We start from the raw sequence: 21,993 nt of genomic DNA, 5'->3' as shown, positions 1-21,993 counted from the left end.
CAGGTGAATTGGCGTGGGGTGTCGGATGCAGTGTTCTTTGTCCGTTCACAGCTTCGGCCCGATCGTCGAGCAGCGTGCGCAGGATCCTGAACGTGGCTGCGGTAAGATCGTCCGCCGGCGTTTGCTGAGCCGCTAGAGCGAAGTGCATCACGGCTGCCACAGACATCGGATCGTTCAAGCCCTCGCTGTGGCGCGGCGGTGGCGTTCGTCCGCAAATCCAATTCATGATATCGTCAATCGATACGGGAACCCCGGCGATTCCCGCGATGGTCGCGGCGCCACTGACCCTTTCCCGCGCCAGCCAAATGTCTCGAGCCGGGCTGTTGGCGAGACGCCCATCGAGGCGGCCGAGGGCGAGCAGAGTAGGTAACGGGGGTGAAGTGCTCACAATTTCTGATATCACGTTCTCAACGTAAGTCACCGGTTTGTTGTTGCGCCAATCACGATGCCCGCAGGGGACTTCTGATAATTGCAGTTATCATATAAGCGGATTTGACGCCTTTCTATAAGGTGGGTATGTGCATCCCGGCGGAGGGCAGGGCATTTGGACACTGAAAAGACGATATTCTGGTCATGGCAGAGCGATTTTGATGGGCGCGTGACGCGTGAGGCTATCTATGGGGTCGAACCGCACAGCTTCGACCAGATTGTCGCGCTGTCCAGATGAGCCTCCCAGCGCCCATCAGCAGCCGGCGAGGCCGACAGGCCGTCGACCTCGCCTGGGAGGTGACCAAGCTGAACTGCCGATCGCCAATCACGATCAACGCCGAGCTGATCGCCGCCTATCAGGCGGCATCCTCGCCGCATTCCCTGCGCGCGCTTGCCAGCGACATCGAGGCGTTCGACCATTGGTGCCGCCGAAACGGGCGCGTGACCTTGCCGGCGACCCCCGAGACGGTCGCCGACTATCTCGATGCCCGGGCAGGGCAGGGGGCGAAACCCGCCTCGCTCGGTCGCTACAAGGCGTCGATCGCCAAGATCCACCAGCTGCTCGACATCAAGGATCCCACCCAGGCTGATCTCGTCAAGCTGCGGCTCCGCGCGATCCGGCGCGAGAAGGGCACCGCGCAGGCTCAGGCGCGTCCCTTGCGCTTCAAGGGGCCAGTGCGAGACGTGGAGCGCGACAGTCCTCGCGGACTGAATGTGCGAGCTTTGCTGGAGGCGTGCGCGGGCGATCTGCCAGGCCTGCGGGACCGAGCCCTGTTGTCGGTGGCCTATGACACGGGGCTCCGTGCATCGGAGCTCGTCGCAATCAGCATCAATGACATTCTCGAGGCGCTTGATCCCGAAGCGCGCCTCCTCGCCATCGCGCGAAGCAAAGGCGATCAGGAGGGCGAGGGAGCCACAGCCTATTTGTCGCCCCGCTCTGTGCGGGCTGTCGCGGCGTGGAGAGAGGCCGCTGGGATCGACGCGGGCCCGTTGTTCCGGCGGGTGCAGGTACGGCGCTACAAAGCGCGGGCGGCTGTGAAGGGTCGTTCGATCGACAGCATCTCGGGCCGTGAGACTTGGGATCTGCGCAAGACGCTGTCCAAGCCCGCTGTGAAGGCGCGGGTCGAGTATGACATCGGCGCCGCGGCGCTCCATCCGGGATCGATCGGCCCGATCTGGCGGGCAATCATTCAGCGTGCGTTCGATCGCGGCGCGCTGCCCGATTTGACGGCGGACGATCTGGCGCGGTTGCTGAAGGGGATCAGTGCGCACTCGACGCGGATCGGGCTCAATCAGGACCTGTTCGCCAGCGGGGAGGATTTGGCCGGCATCATGGACGCGCTGCGGTGGAAGTCGCCGCGGATGCCGCTCGCTTATAATCGCAATCTCGCGGCAGAGCAGGGGGCGGCGGGGCGCCTTATGGCGAAGATTGGCTAGTCATGACGGCCTAAATAGGTCTTTGGATGATGCCGTGCGACCACACGACGGCGGCAGGTAGATCGAGGGATTTGCGCAGCGGCAAGAACCGGAGAAGGGAGGCTGAGCCCCCGGGGTCTTGAGCTACAACGTTAAGCCTAAGAAACGGGCAGGGGCCTGGTAGCGCGTAGTGTATGAGCGAAGCCACCATCGCTCAAACTCATCAGCACAGTCCAATTTCGAAGAGGAAACAAGAAAGTGGTTCCGGAAACGGTATGGATCTTATCCTGTGTAAACGCTCGCGCTAAATGGCGGCGTTCTGATCGCGCTATTTGTCAGTTGCCGGGTCCGATGACGAGGCAATCGCGCGCGGCCTGAACGATGTCAGCGGTGACCTCCTCGACGCGGTTGAGGGTCATGATCCGCCGCATCTGCGCGAACAGGCGCTCCATGAGCCGGAAGTTGCCGCGCGTGATGCGGATCACGGCTGCCTGCGCTTCGATCGCGTCGAGTTGGGCCGGGTCGAAGCTGATCCCGAAATCGCCGGCGTGGGTCGCGAGCAGCAGCCGCATTTCGGTCTCGGTAAGCGGTTTGAACTCGTGGACGAAGCCGATCCGCGAGTAGAGCTGGGCATAGCGGGCGAGGCGCTTCTCCAAGCCCGGCATACCCATCAGGATCAGCCCGAAGCCGTGGCGATCGGCCATGTCGCGGAGATGTTCGAGCGACTTTATGGTCAGGCGGTCGGCCTCGTCGACGATGACGAGGGGGCAGGCGATGCGGGCGGCGTCATGGGTGATTTCGTCCTGCGAGCCGCCCGCGACCGTCAGCCGGGCATAGCCCAGCTTAATGAGGTTGAGGCCCAACACCGCGTCGATCGTCTTGGGCGTGTTGCTGACCGACACGGTGTAGAAGACGGCGCGGCAGCGAGCGACCTTTTCGCCAAGGAGCGCGGCAATGGGACGGAGCGCGGCATATTCCCCCAGGTCGGGGAAGCTGGAAAACTCGCGCGCCGATCGCGTCTTTCCGACGCCCGGCCGGCCATGACACACGCCGATATAGCGGTAGTGCGCGCAGGCTTCGGCAAACTCGACGAACCGGGCATGTTCGCGGGTCGCCAGGAACGGCTGCTCGACCAGGAACTCAATCGTCAGCGGCGTAGAGCCGGAGCCCTCGGTAGGTGGTGGGCCGGGAAGCCGTATCCTCTTGGTCGCCATCGAAGGTCTCCGTGGGGGCAGGCACCTGCTTGTCGCGCTCCTTCGCGCCGCGCCGGGCGCGCTGGATCGCGCGCAACGACGGGTGCCCAGCGTGCTCGGAGCTGAGCGCACGGCAGACGAACCGGCCCTGGTGGTAGACGTGGATCTCGGTCAGGTCGCGGGGGTCATAGACCGCCTCGACCTGCTCGCCGACGAAGGCCGCGAGCGTGGGTTCGACATAGCGCCTGCCCATCAGACGGATGCCGTCGCGCAGCACTTTACGGGGCTTGGGCACGTGCACGAGCAGCATGTCGAGCTGTTCAAGGCTGTCGGGCATTGCGGGCAGGAACCCGCCCTTCTGCCAGCGCGTGATCGGCGGTTCGCCGGTGCTGCCATGCGGGCGACGATGATAGACGCCGCACACGAACGCCTCGAAGCGGGCGCGCAGCTCGTCGAGCGTGAGCACTGGCGCCGACAGCGGCTTGCCCGCGATCAGGTGGCCGGGCAGGTCGGGCAGGAACATGTCGTTGATGGTGCGGAACAGCCGCTCGATCTTGCCGCGCCCGCGAGGACGCCCCGGCAGCGAATGGATGAGGCGGATTTTGAGGGCGATGCACGCCTGCTCGATATGCTCGGAGATGAAATCCGAGCCGTTGTCGACGTAAAGCTGTTCGGGAATGCCGCTGACGATCCATTCGGGATTGGGCTTGCGCCAGATCGCCTGCCGCAAGGCGAGCGCCGTGTTGAGGGCACTGGGGGCATCGAGGCTGAGGAAGTAACCGGCGATGGCTCGGCTGTGATCGTCAACGATGACGGTCAGCCAAGGACGCACCGGGGTTCCGGCATCATCGAGCACGAGAATGTCGAGAACGGTATGATCGGCCTGCCACATCTCGTTCGAGGTCGCGGCTTCGCGCCGATGCACTAGCTCGTGCTGGTCGCGGTAGACGGCCGGATCGGAGGCTGCGGCGATCTGGCTTGCCGGTATCGCCCTGACGACACGCGCGACGGCCGCATAGCTGGGGGTTCGGTGTCCATGCGCGATGGCGAGTTCCTGCACCTTTCGGTGAATGGCGGCGACCGGGGGTCGCGGGCGCTTGGTGGCGAGAGTGCGGGTCAGTTCGACCAGATGTTCCGGCAGGTGCAGCCTGCCCCGATCGTTGCGCGGCAGACGCGCGAGACCGGCAAGTCCTTCGGCACGGTAGCGCCCGAGCCAGCGCTGCAACGTCCGCTCGCTCAGCGTGCCGGTGCGGGCGAGGTCCGCGAGCGGGATGCCATCGGCGAGGTGCGGTTCAAGGACGCGGTAGCGCTCGATCGCCAGCGGCGGGACAAGCGCCGGATGCGTCACCGCCGACGGTCCGTGTCGCAGGTAAGGAAAACGGAGATTTGCCTGCCCATCGCCATGCGAGTCCGCTCGCGTTGCCAAACCGGCCTGTTCGACGTAAATCTACCCGGTAAAGAAAACTAGGGCAACATAGACCTGCCGATGACGACTTTCTTCCCAAACCGCGCCCGATCGGGGCGCCACCGGCCCTACGCATGAAAATCGGTTACGCCCGCGTATCGACCGCCGAGCAGAACCTGGACCTCCAGCGTGATGCGCTGAAGGCTGCCGGCTGCGAGAAGGTCATCACCGACAAGGCCTCCGGGGCGACTGCCGCTCGCCCTGGATTGGAAAAGGTGAAGGAGCTGCTTCGCGCCGGCGACACACTGGTGGTCTGGCGCCTCGACAGGCTCGGCCGCTCGCTCCGTGATCTGATCGGATGGATGACCTACCTCGACGAGGAAAAGGTCGGGCTGCTGAGCCTGCACGAGGCGATCGACACGACCACCACGTCGGGCAAGCTTACCTTCCACCTGTTCGGGGCATTGGCGGAGTTCGAGCGCAACCTGATCCGCGAGCGGACCCAGGCCGGTCTCACCGCAGCCCGCGCTCGCGGCAAGAAGGGTGGCCGGCCGGCCGCACTCGGCAAGGACAAGCGCGACCTGCCCGTCAGGCTCTACCACGAGAACACGATGCCGATCGCCAAGATTTGCTCGATGCTCGGCATCTCCAAGCCAAAACTCTACGCCTATGTGCGATCGGCCGAGACCAAGCCGGTAGCCGCGTAGCGACGCTCGCCGACAAATAGCGCGATCAGAATGCCGCCACTTAGCGCGAGCGTTTACACCGTTCGCGGTCCCGATCGGCCCAGCGTCCCCCGGAACGGTTCGTTATCGGGAAGGCATCTAAGCGGTCTGCACCATCCTTCATCTAAAGTTCTCCAAGCGCTTCTGAGGATTTTCGGGCGCACCAAAAGCACTTGCTCCTCCAGTGGCTGGAGCATGTAACCGCAATTTGCTCTCCTGCGGACGGGGGGCTGGAGGTGGCTTTTTGACGGCCCGTGTTGAAGCAATCGGTATGTCTCGACGCTCATTAGTGGCGCGGCTGGTGGCCTGTGGAACCGGCTTGGTGCTCGGTTCTCCAACGCTCGCGCGACAGACTTCCCGGTCTGCGGGCTCGTGGAACTTCGGTGCGGCTCACCTCGAATGGGAGCCGCTGGAAGTCGGCACGGGTGATACCCTCCTTGTTTCGGCACAAGTGCGCGGAGTGCCGGTGCGGGCGGTGCTCGACAGTGGCAGCGGCGCGTCGATCATGAGCACGGCGCTCGCGGCGAAGCTCGGCTTGAACGATGGTGAGCGGCGCATGATTAGCGGGCTGAGCGCCAAGGCCCCGGTGCTGCTGGTCCGCGACATCGACGTACAGCTCGCCCGCGAAACCCGTCGCTTACCCTTTGCCGTCGTTGGTGATCTGAGTTCAGTGTCGGCGGCCTTCGGACGACCGATCGATATCCTCCTCGGTGCCGATATGTTCACGGGTAGCTGCATCGCGCTCGATTTCGCGAAAAGGCGTATGGCGGTCGTCAAGTCAGGCACGTTTCTCGCCGGTCCCGACTGGCGCGCTGTCGCGCTCGGGCGCGGTGCCAAGCAGGAGCTGTTCATTCGAGCTTCCGTCTCGGGTTTGCCTCCCGTGCCCTTGATGATCGATCTTGGCAGCTCGGCCGCGCTGATGCTCTCGTCGGCCTATGCCCGCGATCAAGGGCTGTTGAACGGGAAGCTCGTCTCGACCGCGGCGATCGGCGGCGTCGATGGTGTGCGTATCAACGATGCTTTCACGATCCAGAACATCAACATCGAAGGGCTTGGCGTCTCGAACGTCCCCACACTCGGGATGAGAGCTTGGCTCTCCACCAGCACGGTTGGCAATGTCGGCCTACCGCTGATCGCTCAATTCGACGTGGTGTTCGACGTGACCGCCGGATTCGTGTGGCTCCGGCCACTCGGTCCTCGTCGTCGCCTGCCGATGCTGAAGGACCGTAGCGGCCTTGGCCTCGCAGCCTCACCAACGGCGCTCACCGTTGTTCATGTGGCGGCGAACAGTCCCGCGGAAAAGGCTGGCTGGGCGGTCGGCGACCGGATCGTGGCGGTGAACGGCCATTCGATCGATGCGAACTATACGCGTGGGGAGCTCTGGCAAGTGCGCTCCCGGCCTGCTGGCACCCTCGTAAAGCTGACGATGGCCTCGGGTGATGTGCGCGAGCTCAGGCTGGCCGATTATTATTGATCGGCTTGAGGGTGGCCTTTGCCGATCGCCTTCATGATCCGACAATCGGCCATGCGCGCCTTGGTGCAGCTCTGGCTGAGCATTGCCAACTCATCCCGCAACACCGCGAGTTGCGCCAGTCTCTCCTCCACATCCTTGAGGTGCTGAGCAGCGATAGCTGAGGCGGCACCACAATCCTGGTCCGGGTTCTGCGCCAGCCCCATCAACGAACGGATCTCGTCGACGGAGAAGCCAAGCCGGCGACCGTTGCGGATGAAGTGCAAACGCTCAATGTCACTGGCATCGTAGGTTCTGCGACCCGACGCCGTGCGAGGGGCGGATCGGAGCAACCCGATCGACTCATAAAAGCGGATCGTCGTCACCTTCGTCGAGGTCTCGCTGGCGAGCTGCCCAATCATCACCGGCTTCATCATGCCATCCTTGCTTATGCGAACGTGTCGCACATTTCGCTTGCTTCTACAGCGACTGGAGGTGGTAAGGAAGGCCGCATGAATGCTTCTACCGAAAGCTGCGGGTGCCACGGGGAGCCCGCGCGCGCGCAAACCGATCCGGCCTATCGCCGTGCGCTGCTGACCGTCGTGGTGCTCAACCTCGGCTTCGGAGTCGCCGAGCTGTTCGGCGGGTTCATCGCCGATAGCCAAGCGCTGAAAGCGGATTCCCTCGATTTTCTCGGGGACGGGTCGATCAGCCTTATCGGTCTTCTCGCGCTTGCCTGGTCCGCACGGGCGAGGGCAAAGGTCGCGCTGACGCAGGGGTTGTTTCTCGGTGCGCTTGGCGTGGGCGTAATCGGTTTCGCGATTTGGCGCGCCCTGAACGCAACCGCGCCCGATGCCGAACTGATGGGCACAATCGGCGTTGTCGCGCTCGCGATCAATGTCGTGTCCGCCTTGGTGCTTGCGCGTTTCCGGGAAGGGGACGCCAATGTTCGCGCGATCTGGCTGTTCAGCCGCAACGACGCGCTCGCCAACGTGGCGGTGATCGCCGCGGCCGGTCTGGTGGCGTGGACAGGAAGCGCCTGGCCGGACCTCGCCGTCGCCGGCCTCATCGCCCTCCTGTTCCTCCACTCCGCTTATGAAATCGTCACTGGCGCTCGGCGCGAATTGGGAGAGCGGTAGTGCGTCTGCTCGCGTTGATCCGGGCAATGCTCTCGTTGCGGCTGCTCTCCGCGCTCGCGGCGCTGCTGATCCCTGCTGCGGCAATCGCCGAACCCGGCGACGTGCAAACCGCATGGCGGCTGCTCGACTATATGGCCGTCGATTATGGCGGCGCGGTCGCCAACGGTCGGATCAAGAGCACGTCGGAATATGCCGAGATGACGGAGTTCGCCGCGTCGGTCTCGACACGGCTTCAGGGCCTGCCGGCGAAGCCGGAGCGTCAAGCCCTCATCCAGCGGGCTGCCAACCTCCAGGCGGTGATCGCGGAAAAGGGACCGACTGAACAGGTGGCAACATTGGCGCACGGGCTCGCGGCCGATCTGTTGCGCGCCTACCCGGTGCCGCTCGCGCCCGATAAGGCTCCGAACCTCGTCTCCAGCGATGCACTGTTCCGACAATCCTGCGCGTCCTGCCACGGGATGACGGGCAACGGCCGTGGCCCTGACGCCGCCAAGCTCGCTACGCCCCCGATTGCTTTCACCGATGCCGAGCGCGCGCGCCAGCGCAGCGTGTTCGCGCTCTATCAGGTGGTGACGCAAGGCATCGACGGGACCGCGATGCAGAGCTTCGCCGATCTGCCCAACGATCAGCGCTGGGCGTTAGCATTCCGAGCCGGGAGCTTCGCCTTCACGGATGCGCAGGCGCGCGAAGGCGAGCGGCTTTGGAAATCCGACCCGACCCTTCGCCGGCGCATTCCGGACCTGAAAACCCTGGTCGCGCTCACCCCGGCCGCGCTCGGCGCGGCGATCGGCGACGCCAAGGCTGACCCAGTGCTCGCGTTCCTGCGTCGTCATCCCGAACAGGTGATACAACAGGCTCCCGGCTCGCTCGCGGTCGCCCGCGCCAAACTCGCCGAAAGCGTGGCGGCTGCGCGGCGCGGCGATGCGCGCATGGCGAAAGAGCTGGCGCTGTCGGCCTATCTCGATGGGTTCGAGCCGATCGAGCCAACACTCACCGCGCGCGACGCGACGCTGATGGGTCGAATCGAGGGCGCGATGGGGGAGTTCCGCGCCTCGATCGACCGGGGCGCGTCGCCCGATGATCTCGCGGAGAAGGTCGCAGTACTGGGCGGCCTTTTCGACGATGCGGAAGCGGCGCTCGCGCCTGATGCCGCCACCGAAGCGTCCACGTTCCTGGGCGCGTTCACGATCCTGCTGCGTGAAGGGCTCGAAGCCCTGCTCATCGTTGTCGCCATGATCGCGTTCCTGCGTAAAGCCGAGCGCGGCGAGGCGCTGCGGTACGTGCATGGCGGCTGGGTCAGCGCGATCATCGCGGGCGGGATCACCTGGGCGGTCGCCACCTATGCGATCGGGATCAGCGGTGCGAGCCGGGAGCTGACGGAAGGGTTTGGCTCGCTGTTCGCCGCGGTCGTGCTGCTCTCGGTCGGGATTTGGATGCACGGCAAGGCGCAGGCCGATCAGTGGCAGCGCTATATTCGCGAGAAGATGTCGCGGGCGCTCTCGGGCGGGTCGGGCTGGTTCCTGTTCGGGCTGGCGTTCGTCGTAGTTTATCGCGAGGTCTTCGAGACGATCCTGTTCTATGCCGCGCTTTCGGCGCAAGGTGACAACGGGATGCTTCTCGCGGGGGCCGGGTCGGCGATTGGACTGCTCAGCCTGATCGCTTGGGCCATGCTTCGCTACAGTCGCAAGCTGCCGATCGCGCAGTTCTTCCGCTATAGCTCCTGGCTCATGGCGGTCCTGACCGTCGTGCTGGCGGGTAAAGGCGTCGCCGCGCTCCAGGAAGCCGGCCTTATCAACATCGCACCGCTCGCGGACGTGCCACGGCTGTCGATGCTCGGCGTGTTTCCCACTTGGCAATCGGTGCTGGCGCAACTCCTGATGGCGGTCGCCATTGCGGTCGGGTTCGCCTGGAACGGGCGCGACCGATCCCGCTCGGGTTCCGGCTCAGTGACCCTTGGTTCGAATTAGTGCAATGACATGAAAACCCTTCCGTGATAGAGGCAAGCTAGTGCGAGCCTTTTTGCCTTTCCTGACATGCCTGATGCTGGTCCTGACCAGCTTCTCCGGCATGGCCCATGCCGCCGATCTGGCGGGGGGAAGCATCGCGGGCGTTGAGTTCACGGTCCATACCGCCGGTGACATCGATCAGGTGCCATCGGACTCGGACAAGAATGTCCCGCATCATCACAATTATTGTCACGGACACGACGTCGGCGCGCCTGCGCGCACGACGATGGAATATACCCCCGTCCTCACAGTGCCCAAGCCGACAATCTCCGCCTCTGCGTCGCTCGACGGCCGCACCGGCATGGTCCATTTGAGGCCCCCCCAAGCCTGACGTCCGATTTGGGCGTGCGTTGGCGCGCCCCTGTCGATCATCGTCAGGAGTCCTATTTTCATGAATCGTATCCTCGCGGCCATGCTGGCCGCAGCGTCTTGCGCCACGATGGCGCAGGCGCAGGTCGGACCGTCCGCGCCTGTTGCGCAGGATGCGCCGGTCTACACGCTTGACCAAGCGGTCAGTGCAGCGGGCGGTTCGGCCCCTGCTGCGGAAGCGGCGACAGCTGGAATCGACGCGGCCCGTGCAGGTCGCACAGTCGCCGGCTTGCGGCCCAATCCGGTGGTTCAAGGCCAAGTCGAGAATGTCATCGGCTCCGGGCCGTATCGGGGGGTCCGCAGCGCGGAAACCACGGTCGGCTTTGCGATCCCGATCGAGCTAGGCGGCAAGCGCGGCGCCCGCGTCGCGGTCGCCAATGCGCAATTGTCCCGGGCCGAGATCCAGGCCGCGATCATCGCGGCGGATGTCCGGCTTCAGGTAACGCAGCTCTATGTCGAAGCGGTCGCGGCCGATCGCCGGGTAATGACAGCCCGCGATCAGGCCCGGATCGCCAGCGATGCGCTGCGGGCCGCGAGCGTTCGCGTGCAGGCAGGGCGGGCATCGCCACTCGAGCAACAGCGCGCGGATGTCGCGCGTATCAATGCCGACGCCAATGTGGAGCGGCAGCTTCGCTTGGCCGAGGCGGCCCGCGCCAATCTGGCGCGTCGGATCGGACGGCCGATCGACGGCCTGCTCGATGACACGCTGCTCGATCGCCTTCCCGATGTGAACGTCTATGGGCCGTTGGCACCGGTCAACACGACCGGCACACTCGCGCTGGCGGCAGCCAACGCGGATTTCTCCATTGCCGAAGCCGGCGTGCGGCTCGCGCGCGCCAATCGCGTGCCTGACCTGAACGTCGGGCCGTCGATCCGCCGCCTGGAAGCGACCAACGACATGGCGGCGGTGTTCAGCGTGTCGATCCCGATCCCGGTGTTCAACAATGGTCGCGCCGCGATTGCGCAGGCGACCGCGCAGCGGACCCAGGCGGATGCGCAGCGCCGCGTGACCGCGCTCGACATCGAACAGGCGATCACGGACGCGCAGGCGCAGGCGGCCAATGCCGCAACGACGGCTCGTGCGGCGTCGGGGCCGGCGCTGGCGGCTGCACAGGAGGCCGCCCGCATCGCGCGGATCGGCTATCGCGAGGGCAAGTTCGGCCAGCTCGAATTGCTCGATGCTGAACGCACGCTCGCCGAAACGCGGGTCGCCGCGATCGACGCGCTTGCCAATTACCAGAATGCCCGCGCGCAAGTGGAGCGACTGACCGCTCGTGCGCCCAATGGGGGGAATCAGTGATGAAGAGCTTTTATCTCGCGGGCGCGGCGTCGCTCGCCCTGCTCTTGGCTGCCTGCGGCGGCAAGGATGGCGGAAACGAGGCAACTGCCGAAGGCGCAGCTGCCAATGAGACGGCAGCGGGCACGGAAAAGGGCGGTGCTGAAGGCGGTCATGCCGGTGAAGGCGTCGTCACATTGGGTGCCGACCAGATCGCCACAGCGGGCGTCCAGGTCGGACGGCCGATCATCGGCGGGGCCGGGACGATCGAGCTGCCCGCGATCATCGAGGGCGACCCACAGGGAACGCAGGTCGTCTCGGCCGCAATTGCGGGACGCGTGGTCGCGCTCACCCGTAACCTCGGCCAATCGGTCGGACGCGGCCAGACCATTGCGGTCATCGAAAGCCGCGAGGCGGCGCAGATCAAGGGCGAGGTCGAGGCGGCGCGGGCGCGGCTTCAGCTCGCTAATTCGAACCTCGCGCGCGAACAGCGGCTGTTCGCGCAGAGAGTCTCCCCTGAACAGGATCTGATCGCCGCCCGCACAGCGGCGACGGAGGCGCGGATCGCCCTGACGCAGGCGCAGAGCATGGTTTCGGCGGCGGGTGTCGGCGGCGGCGGGCTCAACCGGCTCGGCATTGCCGCGCCGATCTCGGGCCAGATCATTGCGCGCCCCGTGACGCTGGGACAAACGGTCGCGGCGGATGCCGAACTCTATCGCATCGCCAACCTGAGCCAGGTGTCGATCGCGCTTAATCTCAAGCCCGAGGATGCGGGCCGGGTGCGTCCCGGCAATACGGTGCTGGTGAAGGCGGCAGGCCGTCAGGCGACCGCCCGCGTGACCTTCGTGTCGCCGGCGCTTGATCCGCAGACGCGGCTCGTGCCTGCGCTCGCCACCCTCGACAATCGCGGTGGCGAATGGCGGGTCGGCGAGCCTGTGACGGCAGCCGTGCAGCTCACGGGCAGCGGCGGGAGCGGGGCGGTCCGCGTGCCGACGACGGCGGTCCAGAGTTTCGAGGGCAAGTCGGTCGTGTTCGTGCGCACGCCCACCGGCTTCAAGGCGACCCCGGTCCAGCTCGGCGATGCGTCGGGCGACACGGTGATCGTCCGGTCGGGCCTGACCGGCAACGAACAGATCGCCACCACCGGAAGTTTCACGCTCAAGGCCGAGATCGGCAAGGGCGAAGCGAGCCACGAGGATTAAGCCATGATCGCCCGTATCGTAACCTGGGCGGTCGAGAAGCGCTGGCTAGTCCTGCTCCTCACCGTCATCGTCGCCGCCATCGGCGCCTTTTCCCTCTACCGGCTACCGATCGACGCGGTGCCGGACATCACCAACAATCAGGTCCAGATCAACGTCCGCGCGCCTGCCCTCTCGCCCGAGCTGGTCGAGAAGCAGGTGTCGTTTCCAATCGAAACCGCGCTCGCCGGCACCCCCGGCCTGGAATATACGCGCTCGTTGAGCCGCAACGGCTTCGCGCAGATCACGGCGGTCTTTTCGGACGCGACGGACATCTATTTCGCCCGCCAGCAGGTGGGCGAGCGTCTGCGGGGCGTGCAAGAGAATCTGCCCGACGGCGTGAACCCTGAAATGGGTCCGATCGCGACAGGCCTGGGCGAGGTGTACATGTACACCGTTCGTCTCGATCATCGCGAGGACGACAAGCACAAGCCCGGTGAACCGGGCCAACAGCCCGATGGCAGCTACATCACGCCAGAGGGCGAGCGACTGACGACCGAAGAGGACAAGGCGACCTACCTGCGCACCGCGCAGGACTGGATCGTGACGCCGCTTCTGAAGACCACACCGGGCCTCGCCGGTGTCGACTCGATTGGCGGTTACGCCAAGCAGTTCCTCGTCGTGCCCGACGTGCAGAAGCTGGCCTCGCTCGGCATCACGCTGACGGACCTGGGAAATGCGCTGGAGCGCAATAACACCAGCGTCGGCGGTGGCTTCGTCAATCGCAATGGCGAAGGTCTGGCTGTTCGCTCGGATGCGCTCGTTCGCAATGCCAGCGAGTTGGCCAGGACCGTGATCGCGACACGTAACGGCGTGCCGATCACGGTCGAACAAGTTGCGACTGTGAAGACGGGTCAGGCGATCCGCATGGGTTCGGCATCGGAGAACGGTACCGAAGTCGTCGTCGGCACGGCGATCATGCGGATCGGCGAGAACAGCCGCATCGTGTCGACCGCGGTCGCTGAGAAACTGAAGACGATCAACGCTTCGCTGCCTCCTGACGTCGTAATTCAGCCGGTGCTGAACCGCACCGAGCTGGTCAATTCGACGATCAAGACGGTCGCGAAAAACCTGTCCGAAGGCGCGGTGCTGGTCATCGTCGTGCTCTTCCTGCTGCTCGGCAACTTCCGTGCGGCCCTGATCGCGGCGTTGGTCATCCCGATCACCATGATGCTGACAGGCTTTGGTATGCTGCGCGCTGGGGTCTCGGCCAATCTGATGAGCCTTGGGGCTTTGGACTTCGGTCTGATCGTCGACGGCGCCGTCATCATTGTCGAAAACGCGCTGCGCCGGCTTGCCGAGCAACAGCATCATGAAGGCCGATTGCTCAGCGTCAAGGAACGGCTCGCGACCGTGGCAGCCGCTGCGCGTGAGATGATCCGTCCCTCTGTGTACGGGCAGGCAATCATCATCCTCGTCTACGTACCGCTGCTCACGCTGACCGGCGTGGAGGGTAAAACGTTCGGACCGATGGCGCTGACCGTCATCATCGCGCTCGCCTTCGCCTTCATCCTCTCTCTCACCTTCGTGCCGGCGATGATTGCGATCTGGCTGTCGAAGAAGGTCGAGGAGAAGGACGGCCGCATCATCACGTGGCTGAAGAAGCGCTACGAACCCGGTCTCGACCGGGCCATGAAGCGCCCGACGCTGACGATCGGTGCGGGTGTGGGAAGCCTTGTGGTGGCGGCGCTTGCTTTCACTACGCTCGGCTCGGTGTTCCTGCCGCAGCTCGACGAAGGCGATTTGCTGATCCAGTCGCTCCGCATTCCGGCAACGTCGGTCCAGCAGAGCCAGGCGATGCAGGTGCCGATCGAGCGGATGATGTCGAAGCAGCCGGAGGTGCAATTCGTCTATTCCAAGACGGGCACCGCCGAGCTGGCGGCCGACCCGATGCCGCCGAACGCGACCGACATGTTCGTCATCCTGAAGCCGCGCAAGGATTGGCCGGATCCTGAGCTTCCCAAGGAGGAGCTGGTCAGCCGGATCGAGGGTAATCTCGCGAAGATTCCGGGAAATGCCTACGAGATCACCCAGCCCATCCAGATGCGCTTCAACGAGCTGATCGCCGGCGTGCGCGGCGACATCGCGGTGAAGGTGTTCGGGGACGACTTCAACCAGATGAACCGGACGGCCGAGCAAATCGCGGCGGTGCTGCGCAGAACGCAAGGCGCAGCGGACGTGAAGGTGGAGCAGACGACCGGTCTTCCCATGCTCGACATTCGCGTCAACCGCGACGCGATGGCGCGGTTGGGCGTTACGGCTCAGGATGTGCAGGACACCGTGACTGCGACGATCGGCGGGCGAACATCGGGCCAGATCTTCGAGGGCGACCGTCGCTTCCCCGTGGTGATCCGCCTGTCGGAGGCGCAGCGTGCCGACATCGGCCTGCTCCAACAGGTGCAGGTGCCGGTGGCAGGCGGCGGCTATGTACCGCTGTCCAGCGTCGCCGAGATCAAGGTGGTCGATGGTCCGAACCAGATCAGCCGCGAGAACGGCAAGCGGCGCGTGGTGGTGCAAGCCAACGTGCGTGGCCGCGACGTCGGATCCGTCGTGGCGGATGCGCAGGCGGCGATCGGCAGCCAACTCCGGCTGCCTGCCGGCACCTATCTCGAATGGGGCGGCCAGTTCGAGAACCTCCAATCGGCAAGCGAACGGCTGAAGCTGGTCATTCCGGCTTGCTTCATTTTGATCCTGCTGCTCCTCTACGGGGCGTTGGGATCGGTCCGCGACGCCGCGATCGTGTTCACCGGCGTGCCTTTCGCGCTGGTGGGCGGCGTCCTGTTGCTGTTCCTGCGGGGCATGGACTTCTCGATCTCGGCGGCAGTGGGCTTCATCGCCCTCTCGGGCATCGCGGTCCTCAACGGCCTCGTCATGGTCAGCTCGATCCAAGATCTGATCCGATCAGGGATGAGCCGCGAGGAAGCCGCGCATGTTGGCGCGATGCAGCGTCTGCGACCCGTCATCATGACCGCGCTAGTCGCCAGCCTCGGCTTCGTGCCGATGGCGCTGGGCGAAGGCGCCGGCGCAGAGGTTCAAAAGCCTTTGGCGACGGTCGTCATCGGCGGTCTGATCTCGGCGACGCTTCTTACGCTGTTCGTGCTGCCGACACTCTATGCCCGGTTCGGGCAGAAAGTGATCGAGAAACCCGAGCACTACAATGAGGAGCATGAAGGGGACGACCACGGTCAGACCTTCGTGAACAACTTGGCCTGATGGATGGGCGGGGCGATCCGCGATCGCCCCGCCCATCTCTGGGAGATGGGGATATGCCTCGCACCATAACCAGCTCGATGCTTCACGGCGGGCCACTGCGCATCTGGTCGGCACTCACCGATCCGGATCATCGCCGGGCGTGGAGTCCGCTCGTATTTCTCGATGATCCGTCCCGGCTCGGCGACACAGAATGCACCTTTGCGATCCAGGGCATCACCCGGCCAATTCGGACGCCAGCACGGATTGATCGATTCGATAAACCGCACGCCTTCGCTTGGTCCTGCGGCATCCCCTATCTGTTCACGCTCGAAGAGCGGTACGAGCTGGCGGGGGACGATGGCGGCACCAGGCTAACGCATAGCTGCACGCTGCGCGGGGCGCTCTCCCTGCCGTTCGCGGCGATGATGTTGCGCCGCCTGCGATCCCTGATGGTCGAATCTGACGATCGCCTCGCAACCTATCTCCGCTGGCGGGTAGGTCAGCCTGCCCGGGCTATCAATCGTCAGCGCGTCCCCTTCCGCTGCAGGAGGAAGGCGCGATGATGATGCACTGTAAGCGGGTGCTGCCCGCCGTCATCCTCGTTGTCGGGCTCGCGGCGTGCTCGGAAAGAAAGCCGCCAGCCCCGCCAACGGAGCAGCAGATCCATTCGTCCGACAGCGCCGTGGCGACCGGGGAAATGGGGCGGCATAGATATCGCTGTTCCGACGGGGAACCGCTGTTCGTCGATTACAAGGACAACGGCCTGCAGATCGATTTGCGGCGCTCCAACGGGGGACCGCCGATGATGCTGACCGCGCCAGCGCAGGGCCTGCAATATGTCGGCGAAACAGCCACCGCGACCTTCAAGGGGTCGCAGCTCACCATCGTGGAAGGCGATGGCCGTACCCGGATCTGCGAGCAGGAAGGCACGCGATGAACTGCCCTGCCTTCGAACGCCACAGGGCGCTTCGTCGGAAGAGACCGATGTCTGACACGTCGATTTCAAATGTGACAACCTTGTGCGGCCTGAATCGGGCCGGTCTGGCGATCGCGCGCCTCGGCGTCGTTCTCGTCTCCGGGGCGGTTATAGGGGCGTGTAATCCAGCGCCGACCCAGCCTACCGAGCCGGCGCATGAAAAGCATCTGACGTCGAAACTAATCGCGCAGCGCATCATGTACTGCGACGACGGCACACGCGCCGATGTCGACTTCATCGATGACGGCTTGAAAATGGCCGTCACCTGGCTGCCGAAGGGCAGGACCGAGATCCTGCGCGCGCAGCGAACCGGTGACGAGTTTCGCGGCGACCATTCGCGGGCTGTCGTGGCGGGCGGATCGATCGCGTTCACGCGACGCGGGAAGATCCGCGTCTGCCACCGAACCCCGGAGGAGTCCTAGGAAATGCAGGCACTGCTCTATACGCTTGCGCCTGTGCTGGCGGTCGTGCTCGGCGCGATTGTCGCGAGCCGCACCAAGTTGAAACCTGGCCTCGTGGCGGGCCTACAGCATCTCGCTGCCGGCGTCGTGTTCGCGGCGGCAGCGACCGAAATCCTGCCGCAGGTCAAGCATGAGGCATCGCCCAGCGCGACGTTGATCGGCGGGGCGGCGGGCGTCGCGACCATGCTGGGGCTCAAGGCTCTTGAGGCCCGCTTCAAGGGGCCGATGGCGCTACTCGCCGCGATCGGCATCGACATTCTGGTCGACGGCCTGGTGCTCGGCCTCGCTTTCGTGGCGGGCGAGAAGGCAGGTCTCCTGCTGACGATCGCGCTCACTCTGGAAGTGTTATTTCTGGGACTGACGCTGACCGACGAGCTGGCGGAAACCTATCGCTCGCGCTTGCGCATCATCGTGATCGTCTCGGCATTGGCCCTGCTGCTGCCGATCGGCGCGCTCGCTGCCGTGCCGGTCGCCGCGCTGTCGCCGGTGATGATCGCCGGCTTCCTCAGCTTCGGGCTGATGGCGCTGCTCTACCTCGTCACGGAGGAGTTGCTGGTCGAGGCGCACGAGAAACCCGACACCCCGCTCATCAGCTCGATGTTTTTCGTCGGCTTCCTGGCCCTGCTGACACTTGAGGAGATGATGGGATGATCCCGGGCAACGACAACAATGGCGGGCAGGAGCGCCGCACACTGTGGATCGTCCTGCTGCTGAACGCGGCGATCGCTGCGGGCTTCTTCGTTTCCGGCTTCTTCGCGGACTCGAGCGCGCTGATCGCCAACGGCGTCGACAACCTGTCCGATACGGCTGTGTATGCGCTGAGCCTTGTGGCGCTCACCCGGGGCCAGACATGGAAGACACGCGCCGCGGTCGCTTCGGGCGTCATGCTGCTGATCTTCGCGGGCGGCATCTTGATCGATGTCGGACGGCGCTACGTGCAGGGCAGCGAGCCCATCGGACCTACCATGATGGTCATGTCCGCGATCGCCGGCGTCGTGAATTACCTCTGCCTGCGGCTGCTCCAGCGCCTCAAGGATCCGGACGTCAATCTCCGGGCCGCAACCACCTTCAGCTTCAACGACTTCATTTCCAACGGCGGCATCCTGATCGCCGGCGTGCTGGTGCTGTGGTTGGGTACCAATTGGCCGGACCTGCTGGTCGGCTTCGCCACCGCCATCATCGCCATCAAGGGCGGTGTCGAAATCCTGCGCGACGCGCGCGCCGAAACCAAGAAAAGCGAAAGGAGGTCGTCATGAACGACAAGCTCGAACTCGACATTCCAGTGTTGTTGCCGGACCTTCCTGACGCGGCCGATGCCTGCCTGGACCGTCTCGTATCAACCCTGTCAAAGCGCGAAGGTGTCGAGCGGGCGCATGTGATCTGTCTCGACGGCAACACGCCAGCGGCGCTGTGCATCCATTTCGATGCCGCCAAGCTGCCGCTGCCACGGTTGCGCGAAATGGTGCGCGCCGCAGGTGCCGAAATCACCGAGCGCTACGGCCATGCGATCTGGCAGGTGACGGGGATCAACCACGAACGTCGGGCGCGCACGGTCAGCGATGCGCTGTGCGCCTTGCCCGGCGTGGTCCAGGCAAGCGCCAGCACCAGCGGGTCTGTCCGGGTCGAATATGATCGCCGCGAAACCACCGAAGAGGAGGTGCGCGCTGCGCTTCGCAAGCTGAAGGTGAGGGTGGGCAAGCGGGTCGCTGCCGATGAACATGCCGGCCACGACCACGGCCCCGGGGGCCACGGCGCGGGCGAAGAGAAGCACGGCCCCGGCGATGGCCACGACCATAGCCACGCCGAATTTCTCGGCCCCAATACCGAGCTGATCTTCGCGCTCGCCTGTGGCGCGCTGCTGGGGATCGGCTACGCGATCGAGAGGCTGGTCGCTGGCGCGCCCGAATGGCTGCCGACCGCCTGCTATATCGCAGCCTATTTCTTCGGCGGATTCTTCACGCTGCGCGAGGCGATCGACAACCTCCGGATGAAGAAGTTCGAGATCGACACGCTGATGTTGGTCGCTGCGGCCGGCGCCGCTGCGCTGGGCGCATGGGCCGAAGGTGCGCTGCTGCTGTTCCTGTTCAGCCTCGGCCATGCGCTTGAGCATTATGCAATGGGCCGCGCCAAGAAGGCGATCGAGGCGCTGGCGAAGCTCGCGCCCGAAACCGCGACCGTGCGACGCGGCGGGCAGACCAGCGAAATCCCGGTCGAGCAGATGGTCGTCGGGGACATTGCCATCGTCCGCCCGAACGAGCGCCTGCCTGCCGACGGCTTCGTCATCAAGGGCACCAGCGCGATCAACCAGGCCCCGGTCACGGGTGAAAGCATCCCGGTCGACAAGGTGCCGGTCGCAGATGCCGCAGCGGCACGCGCCAAGCCCGATGCAGTCGACGCGGAAAGCCGGGTTTTTGCTGGTACGATCAACGGCGGCGGCGCGATCGAGATCGAGGTGACACGCCGTTCCAATGAAAGCGCGCTTGCCAAGGTCGTGAAGATGGTGAGCGAAGCGGAGACGCAGAAGTCGCCGACGCAGCGCTTCACCGACCGGTTCGAACGGATCTTCGTGCCCGCCGTCCTGGTCCTGTCAGTGCTCCTGCTGTTCGCATGGGTGGTCGTCGACGAGCCGTTCCGCGACAGCTTCTATCGCGCGATGGCGGTGCTGGTGGCGGCAAGCCCGTGCGCGCTCGCGATCGCAACGCCGAGCGCGGTCCTGTCGGGCGTTGCCCGTGCAGCGCGGGGCGGCGTGCTCGTGAAGGGCGGTGCACCGCTCGAAAACCTCGGGTCGCTCAAAGCGATCGCTTTCGACAAGACGGGCACGCTGACCGAAGGTCGTCCGCGCATCACTGATGTCGTGCCCGTCGATGGCGCCGATGAAGGCGAGTTGCTGGCGCTGGCTGTCGCCGTCGAAGCGTTGAGCGACCATCCCCTGGCCCAAGCGATCGTCAAGGACGGCCGCGAACGTCTGAACGATCGTGCCGTGCCGACTGCCGGCGACCTCAAGAGCCTGACCGGTCGGGGCGTCACCGCGAGCGTGGATGGCGAGACGGTGTGGATCGGCAAGGCCGAGATGTTCGGAAGTGAGGGCATTCCGGCGCTGGGGCAGGGCGCGCAGGACGCAATCGCGAAGCTGCGCGAGAACGGCCGCACGACAATGGTGGTCCGCAAGGGGGACCGCGACCTGGGCGCGATCGGCCTGATGGACACGCCTCGCGAAGCTGCCAAGACCGCGTTGCGTCGGCTGCACGAGATGGGCGTGTCGCGGATGATAATGATCTCCGGCGATCACCAGAAAGTCGCCGAAGCGATCGCCGACGAAGTCGGGATCGACGAAGCGTGGGGCGACCTCATGCCCGAAGACAAGGTTGCCGCGATCAAGAAGCTCGCCGGCGAAGACAAGGTCGCGATGGTGGGCGACGGCGTGAACGATGCGCCGGCGATGGCAAGCGCCACGGTCGGCATCGCGATGGGCGCGGCGGGGTCGGACGTTGCGCTGGAGACAGCCGACGTGGCGCTGATGGCCGACGATCTGGCGCACCTGCCATTCGCAGTCGGTCTTAGCCGCCATACCCGTGGAATCATCCGGCAGAACGTCTTCGTCAGCCTGGGTGTCGTCGCCTTCCTGGTGCCTGCTACCATCCTCGGCCTCGGCATTGGGCCAGCGGTGGCGGTTCATGAGGGATCGACGCTGCTCGTCGTCATCAATGCGCTCAGGCTGCTCGCCTACCGCGATCCGGCAGGGAAGGCGGCATGAAGTGGCTGATCGCCTTCGACCTCGACGGCACGCTTGCCGAGAGCAAGCGGCCGTTATCGGAGGATATGGCCGCAATCCTCGCCCGATTGCTCGCCATCACGGATGTGGCGGTGATCTCGGGCGGGGACTGGCCGCAGTTCGAAAAGCAGATCGCCTCGCGCCTTCCGGCCGGCGTCGCGCTCGACCGTCTCTGGTTGATGCCGACCACAGGCACGAAACTCTATCGGTTCATCAATGGCGCTTGGCGCGCGGTCTATGCCGAACTGTTCGACGACGCGGAGAAGGCGAAGATCCGCACGGCCTTCGATCAGGCGCTGACCGATGCCGGTCTCGCCGACGAACGTATCTGGGGCGAACGGATCGAGGACCGGGGCAGCCAGATCACCTTTTCGGGCCTGGGGCAGGCAGCGCCGCTGAAGGAAAAGGAAGCGTGGGATCCTGACCGAAAGAAGAGGACCGCGTTGCAGGCCACGTTGCGCGCGAAGCTGCCGGAGCTCTCGATCAATCTCGGTGGCACGACATCGATCGACGTGACCAGAGCAGGGATCGACAAGGGCTATGGCCTGAAGCGCCTGAGTGCCGAGAGCGGTGTCCCGCTCGACGGGATGCTGTTCATTGGGGATGCGATATTCCCCGGTGGGAATGACTATCCCGCTGCTGAAATCGGCCTCGACACAGTGAGGGTGCGCGACGTCGCGGAAACCACCGCCGTCGTGACCGCCATCATCGCGTGTCTGCACCGATAGGATCAAGATACATGGTCGGCTCCATCGCGGAATGCCGCATTGTCAAAGCTCTGGCTTCTGTCGCTTAGGGCAGCGCTTCCTAAAACGAAAAGAAGGCAATGTGCGCGTCTCCGCGAACAAAGCCTCCAGCGATCAATCTAAGAGATTCCGCCGCGCTTCTCAATCGTAGGGGGCGTTTGCGGGAGGGGGCGGAATCCTACGCTAAGGATTTGGGCCAG

General features: G+C 64.9%; 20 protein-coding genes. 17 read left to right on the top strand and 3 right to left on the bottom strand.

Annotated features, from left to right (window positions below):
* Positions 1–544 precede the first annotated feature (544 nt).
* Positions 545–667 carry a hypothetical protein gene (locus tag ET21_RS28725; RefSeq protein ID WP_017503292.1) on the top strand — a complete coding sequence of 41 codons (123 nt, stop codon included), beginning with the start codon at positions 545–547 and terminating at the stop codon, positions 665–667.
* Positions 664–1,866: a tyrosine-type recombinase/integrase gene (locus tag ET21_RS0102655; protein ID WP_030538462.1), complete on the top strand. Its 1,203-nt coding sequence runs from the start codon at positions 664–666 to the stop codon at positions 1,864–1,866. Before ET21_RS28725 ends, ET21_RS0102655 begins: the two co-directional genes overlap by 4 nt.
* Positions 1,867–2,180: 314 nt before the next feature.
* On the opposite strand, the gene ET21_RS26900 is transcribed toward ET21_RS0102655, so the two are convergent.
* The gene (locus tag ET21_RS26900) at positions 2,181–3,059 is read right to left on the bottom strand and encodes an AAA family ATPase (RefSeq protein WP_009824028.1); all 879 of its coding nucleotides are present in this window, start codon (positions 3,057–3,059) and stop codon (positions 2,181–2,183) included.
* On the bottom strand, positions 2,986–4,386 hold the full coding sequence (locus tag ET21_RS0102645) for a Mu transposase C-terminal domain-containing protein (RefSeq protein ID WP_004212864.1): 1,401 nt from the start codon (positions 4,384–4,386) through the stop codon (positions 2,986–2,988). Before ET21_RS0102645 ends, ET21_RS26900 begins: the two co-directional genes overlap by 74 nt.
* 191 nt (positions 4,387–4,577) lie before the next feature.
* On the opposite strand from ET21_RS0102645, the gene ET21_RS0102640 reads away from it, so the two are divergent.
* Positions 4,578–5,150: a recombinase family protein gene (locus ET21_RS0102640; protein WP_009824027.1), complete on the top strand. Its 573-nt coding sequence runs from the start codon at positions 4,578–4,580 to the stop codon at positions 5,148–5,150.
* 289 nt (positions 5,151–5,439) lie between these two features.
* Positions 5,440–6,642 (top strand): aspartyl protease family protein, encoded by a 1,203-nt coding sequence (locus ET21_RS0102635; RefSeq protein WP_013039112.1) that lies wholly within the window; start codon positions 5,440–5,442, stop codon positions 6,640–6,642.
* On the opposite strand, the gene ET21_RS0102630 is transcribed toward ET21_RS0102635, so the two are convergent.
* On the bottom strand, positions 6,636–7,055 hold the full coding sequence (locus tag ET21_RS0102630) for a helix-turn-helix domain-containing protein (RefSeq protein WP_007406847.1): 420 nt from the start codon (positions 7,053–7,055) through the stop codon (positions 6,636–6,638). The genes ET21_RS0102635 and ET21_RS0102630 overlap by 7 nt on opposite strands.
* A 75-nt stretch (positions 7,056–7,130) precedes the next feature.
* Between ET21_RS0102630 and ET21_RS0102625 the strand changes: the two genes are divergently transcribed.
* The 13 genes from ET21_RS0102625 (at position 7,131) to ET21_RS0102565 (ending at position 21,775) form a co-directional block, all read left to right on the top strand.
* Entirely contained in the window at positions 7,131–7,757 is a 627-nt protein-coding gene (locus ET21_RS0102625; protein WP_004212870.1) for a cation transporter, read from the top strand.
* Entirely contained in the window at positions 7,757–9,724 is a 1,968-nt protein-coding gene (locus ET21_RS0102620; protein ID WP_004212871.1) for a cytochrome c/FTR1 family iron permease, read from the top strand. The genes ET21_RS0102625 and ET21_RS0102620 overlap by 1 nt, the downstream gene beginning before the upstream one ends.
* 73 nt (positions 9,725–9,797) lie before the next feature.
* On the top strand, positions 9,798–10,094 hold the full coding sequence (locus tag ET21_RS0102615; protein ID WP_007406840.1) for a hypothetical protein: 297 nt from the start codon (positions 9,798–9,800) through the stop codon (positions 10,092–10,094).
* A 60-nt stretch (positions 10,095–10,154) separates the two neighbouring features.
* Positions 10,155–11,432, top strand: a complete 1,278-nt coding sequence (locus ET21_RS0102610) for a TolC family protein (RefSeq protein WP_013039111.1) — start codon at positions 10,155–10,157, stop codon at positions 11,430–11,432.
* Positions 11,432–12,610, top strand: coding sequence for an efflux RND transporter periplasmic adaptor subunit (locus ET21_RS0102605; protein WP_004212877.1), 1,179 nt, complete (start codon positions 11,432–11,434; stop codon positions 12,608–12,610). Before ET21_RS0102610 ends, ET21_RS0102605 begins: the two co-directional genes overlap by 1 nt.
* 3 nt (positions 12,611–12,613) lie before the next feature.
* Positions 12,614–15,859: an efflux RND transporter permease subunit gene (locus ET21_RS0102600; protein ID WP_004212878.1), complete on the top strand. Its 3,246-nt coding sequence runs from the start codon at positions 12,614–12,616 to the stop codon at positions 15,857–15,859.
* Between the two features lie 53 nt (positions 15,860–15,912).
* The gene (locus ET21_RS0102595) at positions 15,913–16,401 is read left to right on the top strand and encodes an SRPBCC domain-containing protein (protein WP_013849881.1); all 489 of its coding nucleotides are present in this window, start codon (positions 15,913–15,915) and stop codon (positions 16,399–16,401) included.
* The gene (locus tag ET21_RS0102590) at positions 16,398–16,775 is read left to right on the top strand and encodes a hypothetical protein (protein WP_009824022.1); all 378 of its coding nucleotides are present in this window, start codon (positions 16,398–16,400) and stop codon (positions 16,773–16,775) included. The genes ET21_RS0102595 and ET21_RS0102590 overlap by 4 nt, the downstream gene beginning before the upstream one ends.
* A gap of 47 nt (positions 16,776–16,822) precedes the next feature.
* Positions 16,823–17,236, top strand: a complete 414-nt coding sequence (locus ET21_RS0102585) for a hypothetical protein (protein WP_004212881.1) — start codon at positions 16,823–16,825, stop codon at positions 17,234–17,236.
* A gap of 3 nt (positions 17,237–17,239) precedes the next feature.
* Complete coding sequence (locus ET21_RS0102580; RefSeq protein ID WP_004212882.1) at positions 17,240–17,926, top strand: ZIP family metal transporter; 687 nt, start codon at positions 17,240–17,242, stop codon at positions 17,924–17,926.
* Positions 17,923–18,531, top strand: coding sequence for a cation transporter (locus ET21_RS0102575; protein ID WP_004212885.1), 609 nt, complete (start codon positions 17,923–17,925; stop codon positions 18,529–18,531). The genes ET21_RS0102580 and ET21_RS0102575 overlap by 4 nt, the downstream gene beginning before the upstream one ends.
* Positions 18,528–21,029: a heavy metal translocating P-type ATPase gene (locus ET21_RS0102570; protein ID WP_004212886.1), complete on the top strand. Its 2,502-nt coding sequence runs from the start codon at positions 18,528–18,530 to the stop codon at positions 21,027–21,029. Before ET21_RS0102575 ends, ET21_RS0102570 begins: the two co-directional genes overlap by 4 nt.
* Positions 21,026–21,775, top strand: a complete 750-nt coding sequence (locus ET21_RS0102565; RefSeq protein ID WP_004212890.1) for an HAD-IIB family hydrolase — start codon at positions 21,026–21,028, stop codon at positions 21,773–21,775. The genes ET21_RS0102570 and ET21_RS0102565 overlap by 4 nt, the downstream gene beginning before the upstream one ends.
* Positions 21,776–21,993: the final 218 nt, after the last annotated feature.

The organism is Sphingobium sp. DC-2 (assembly GCF_000722555.1).
Classification (GTDB): Bacteria; Pseudomonadota; Alphaproteobacteria; order Sphingomonadales; family Sphingomonadaceae; genus Sphingobium; species Sphingobium quisquiliarum.
Note: the sequence above shows the minus strand (reverse complement) of the source record. Positions and strands in the feature narration are given on the sequence as shown.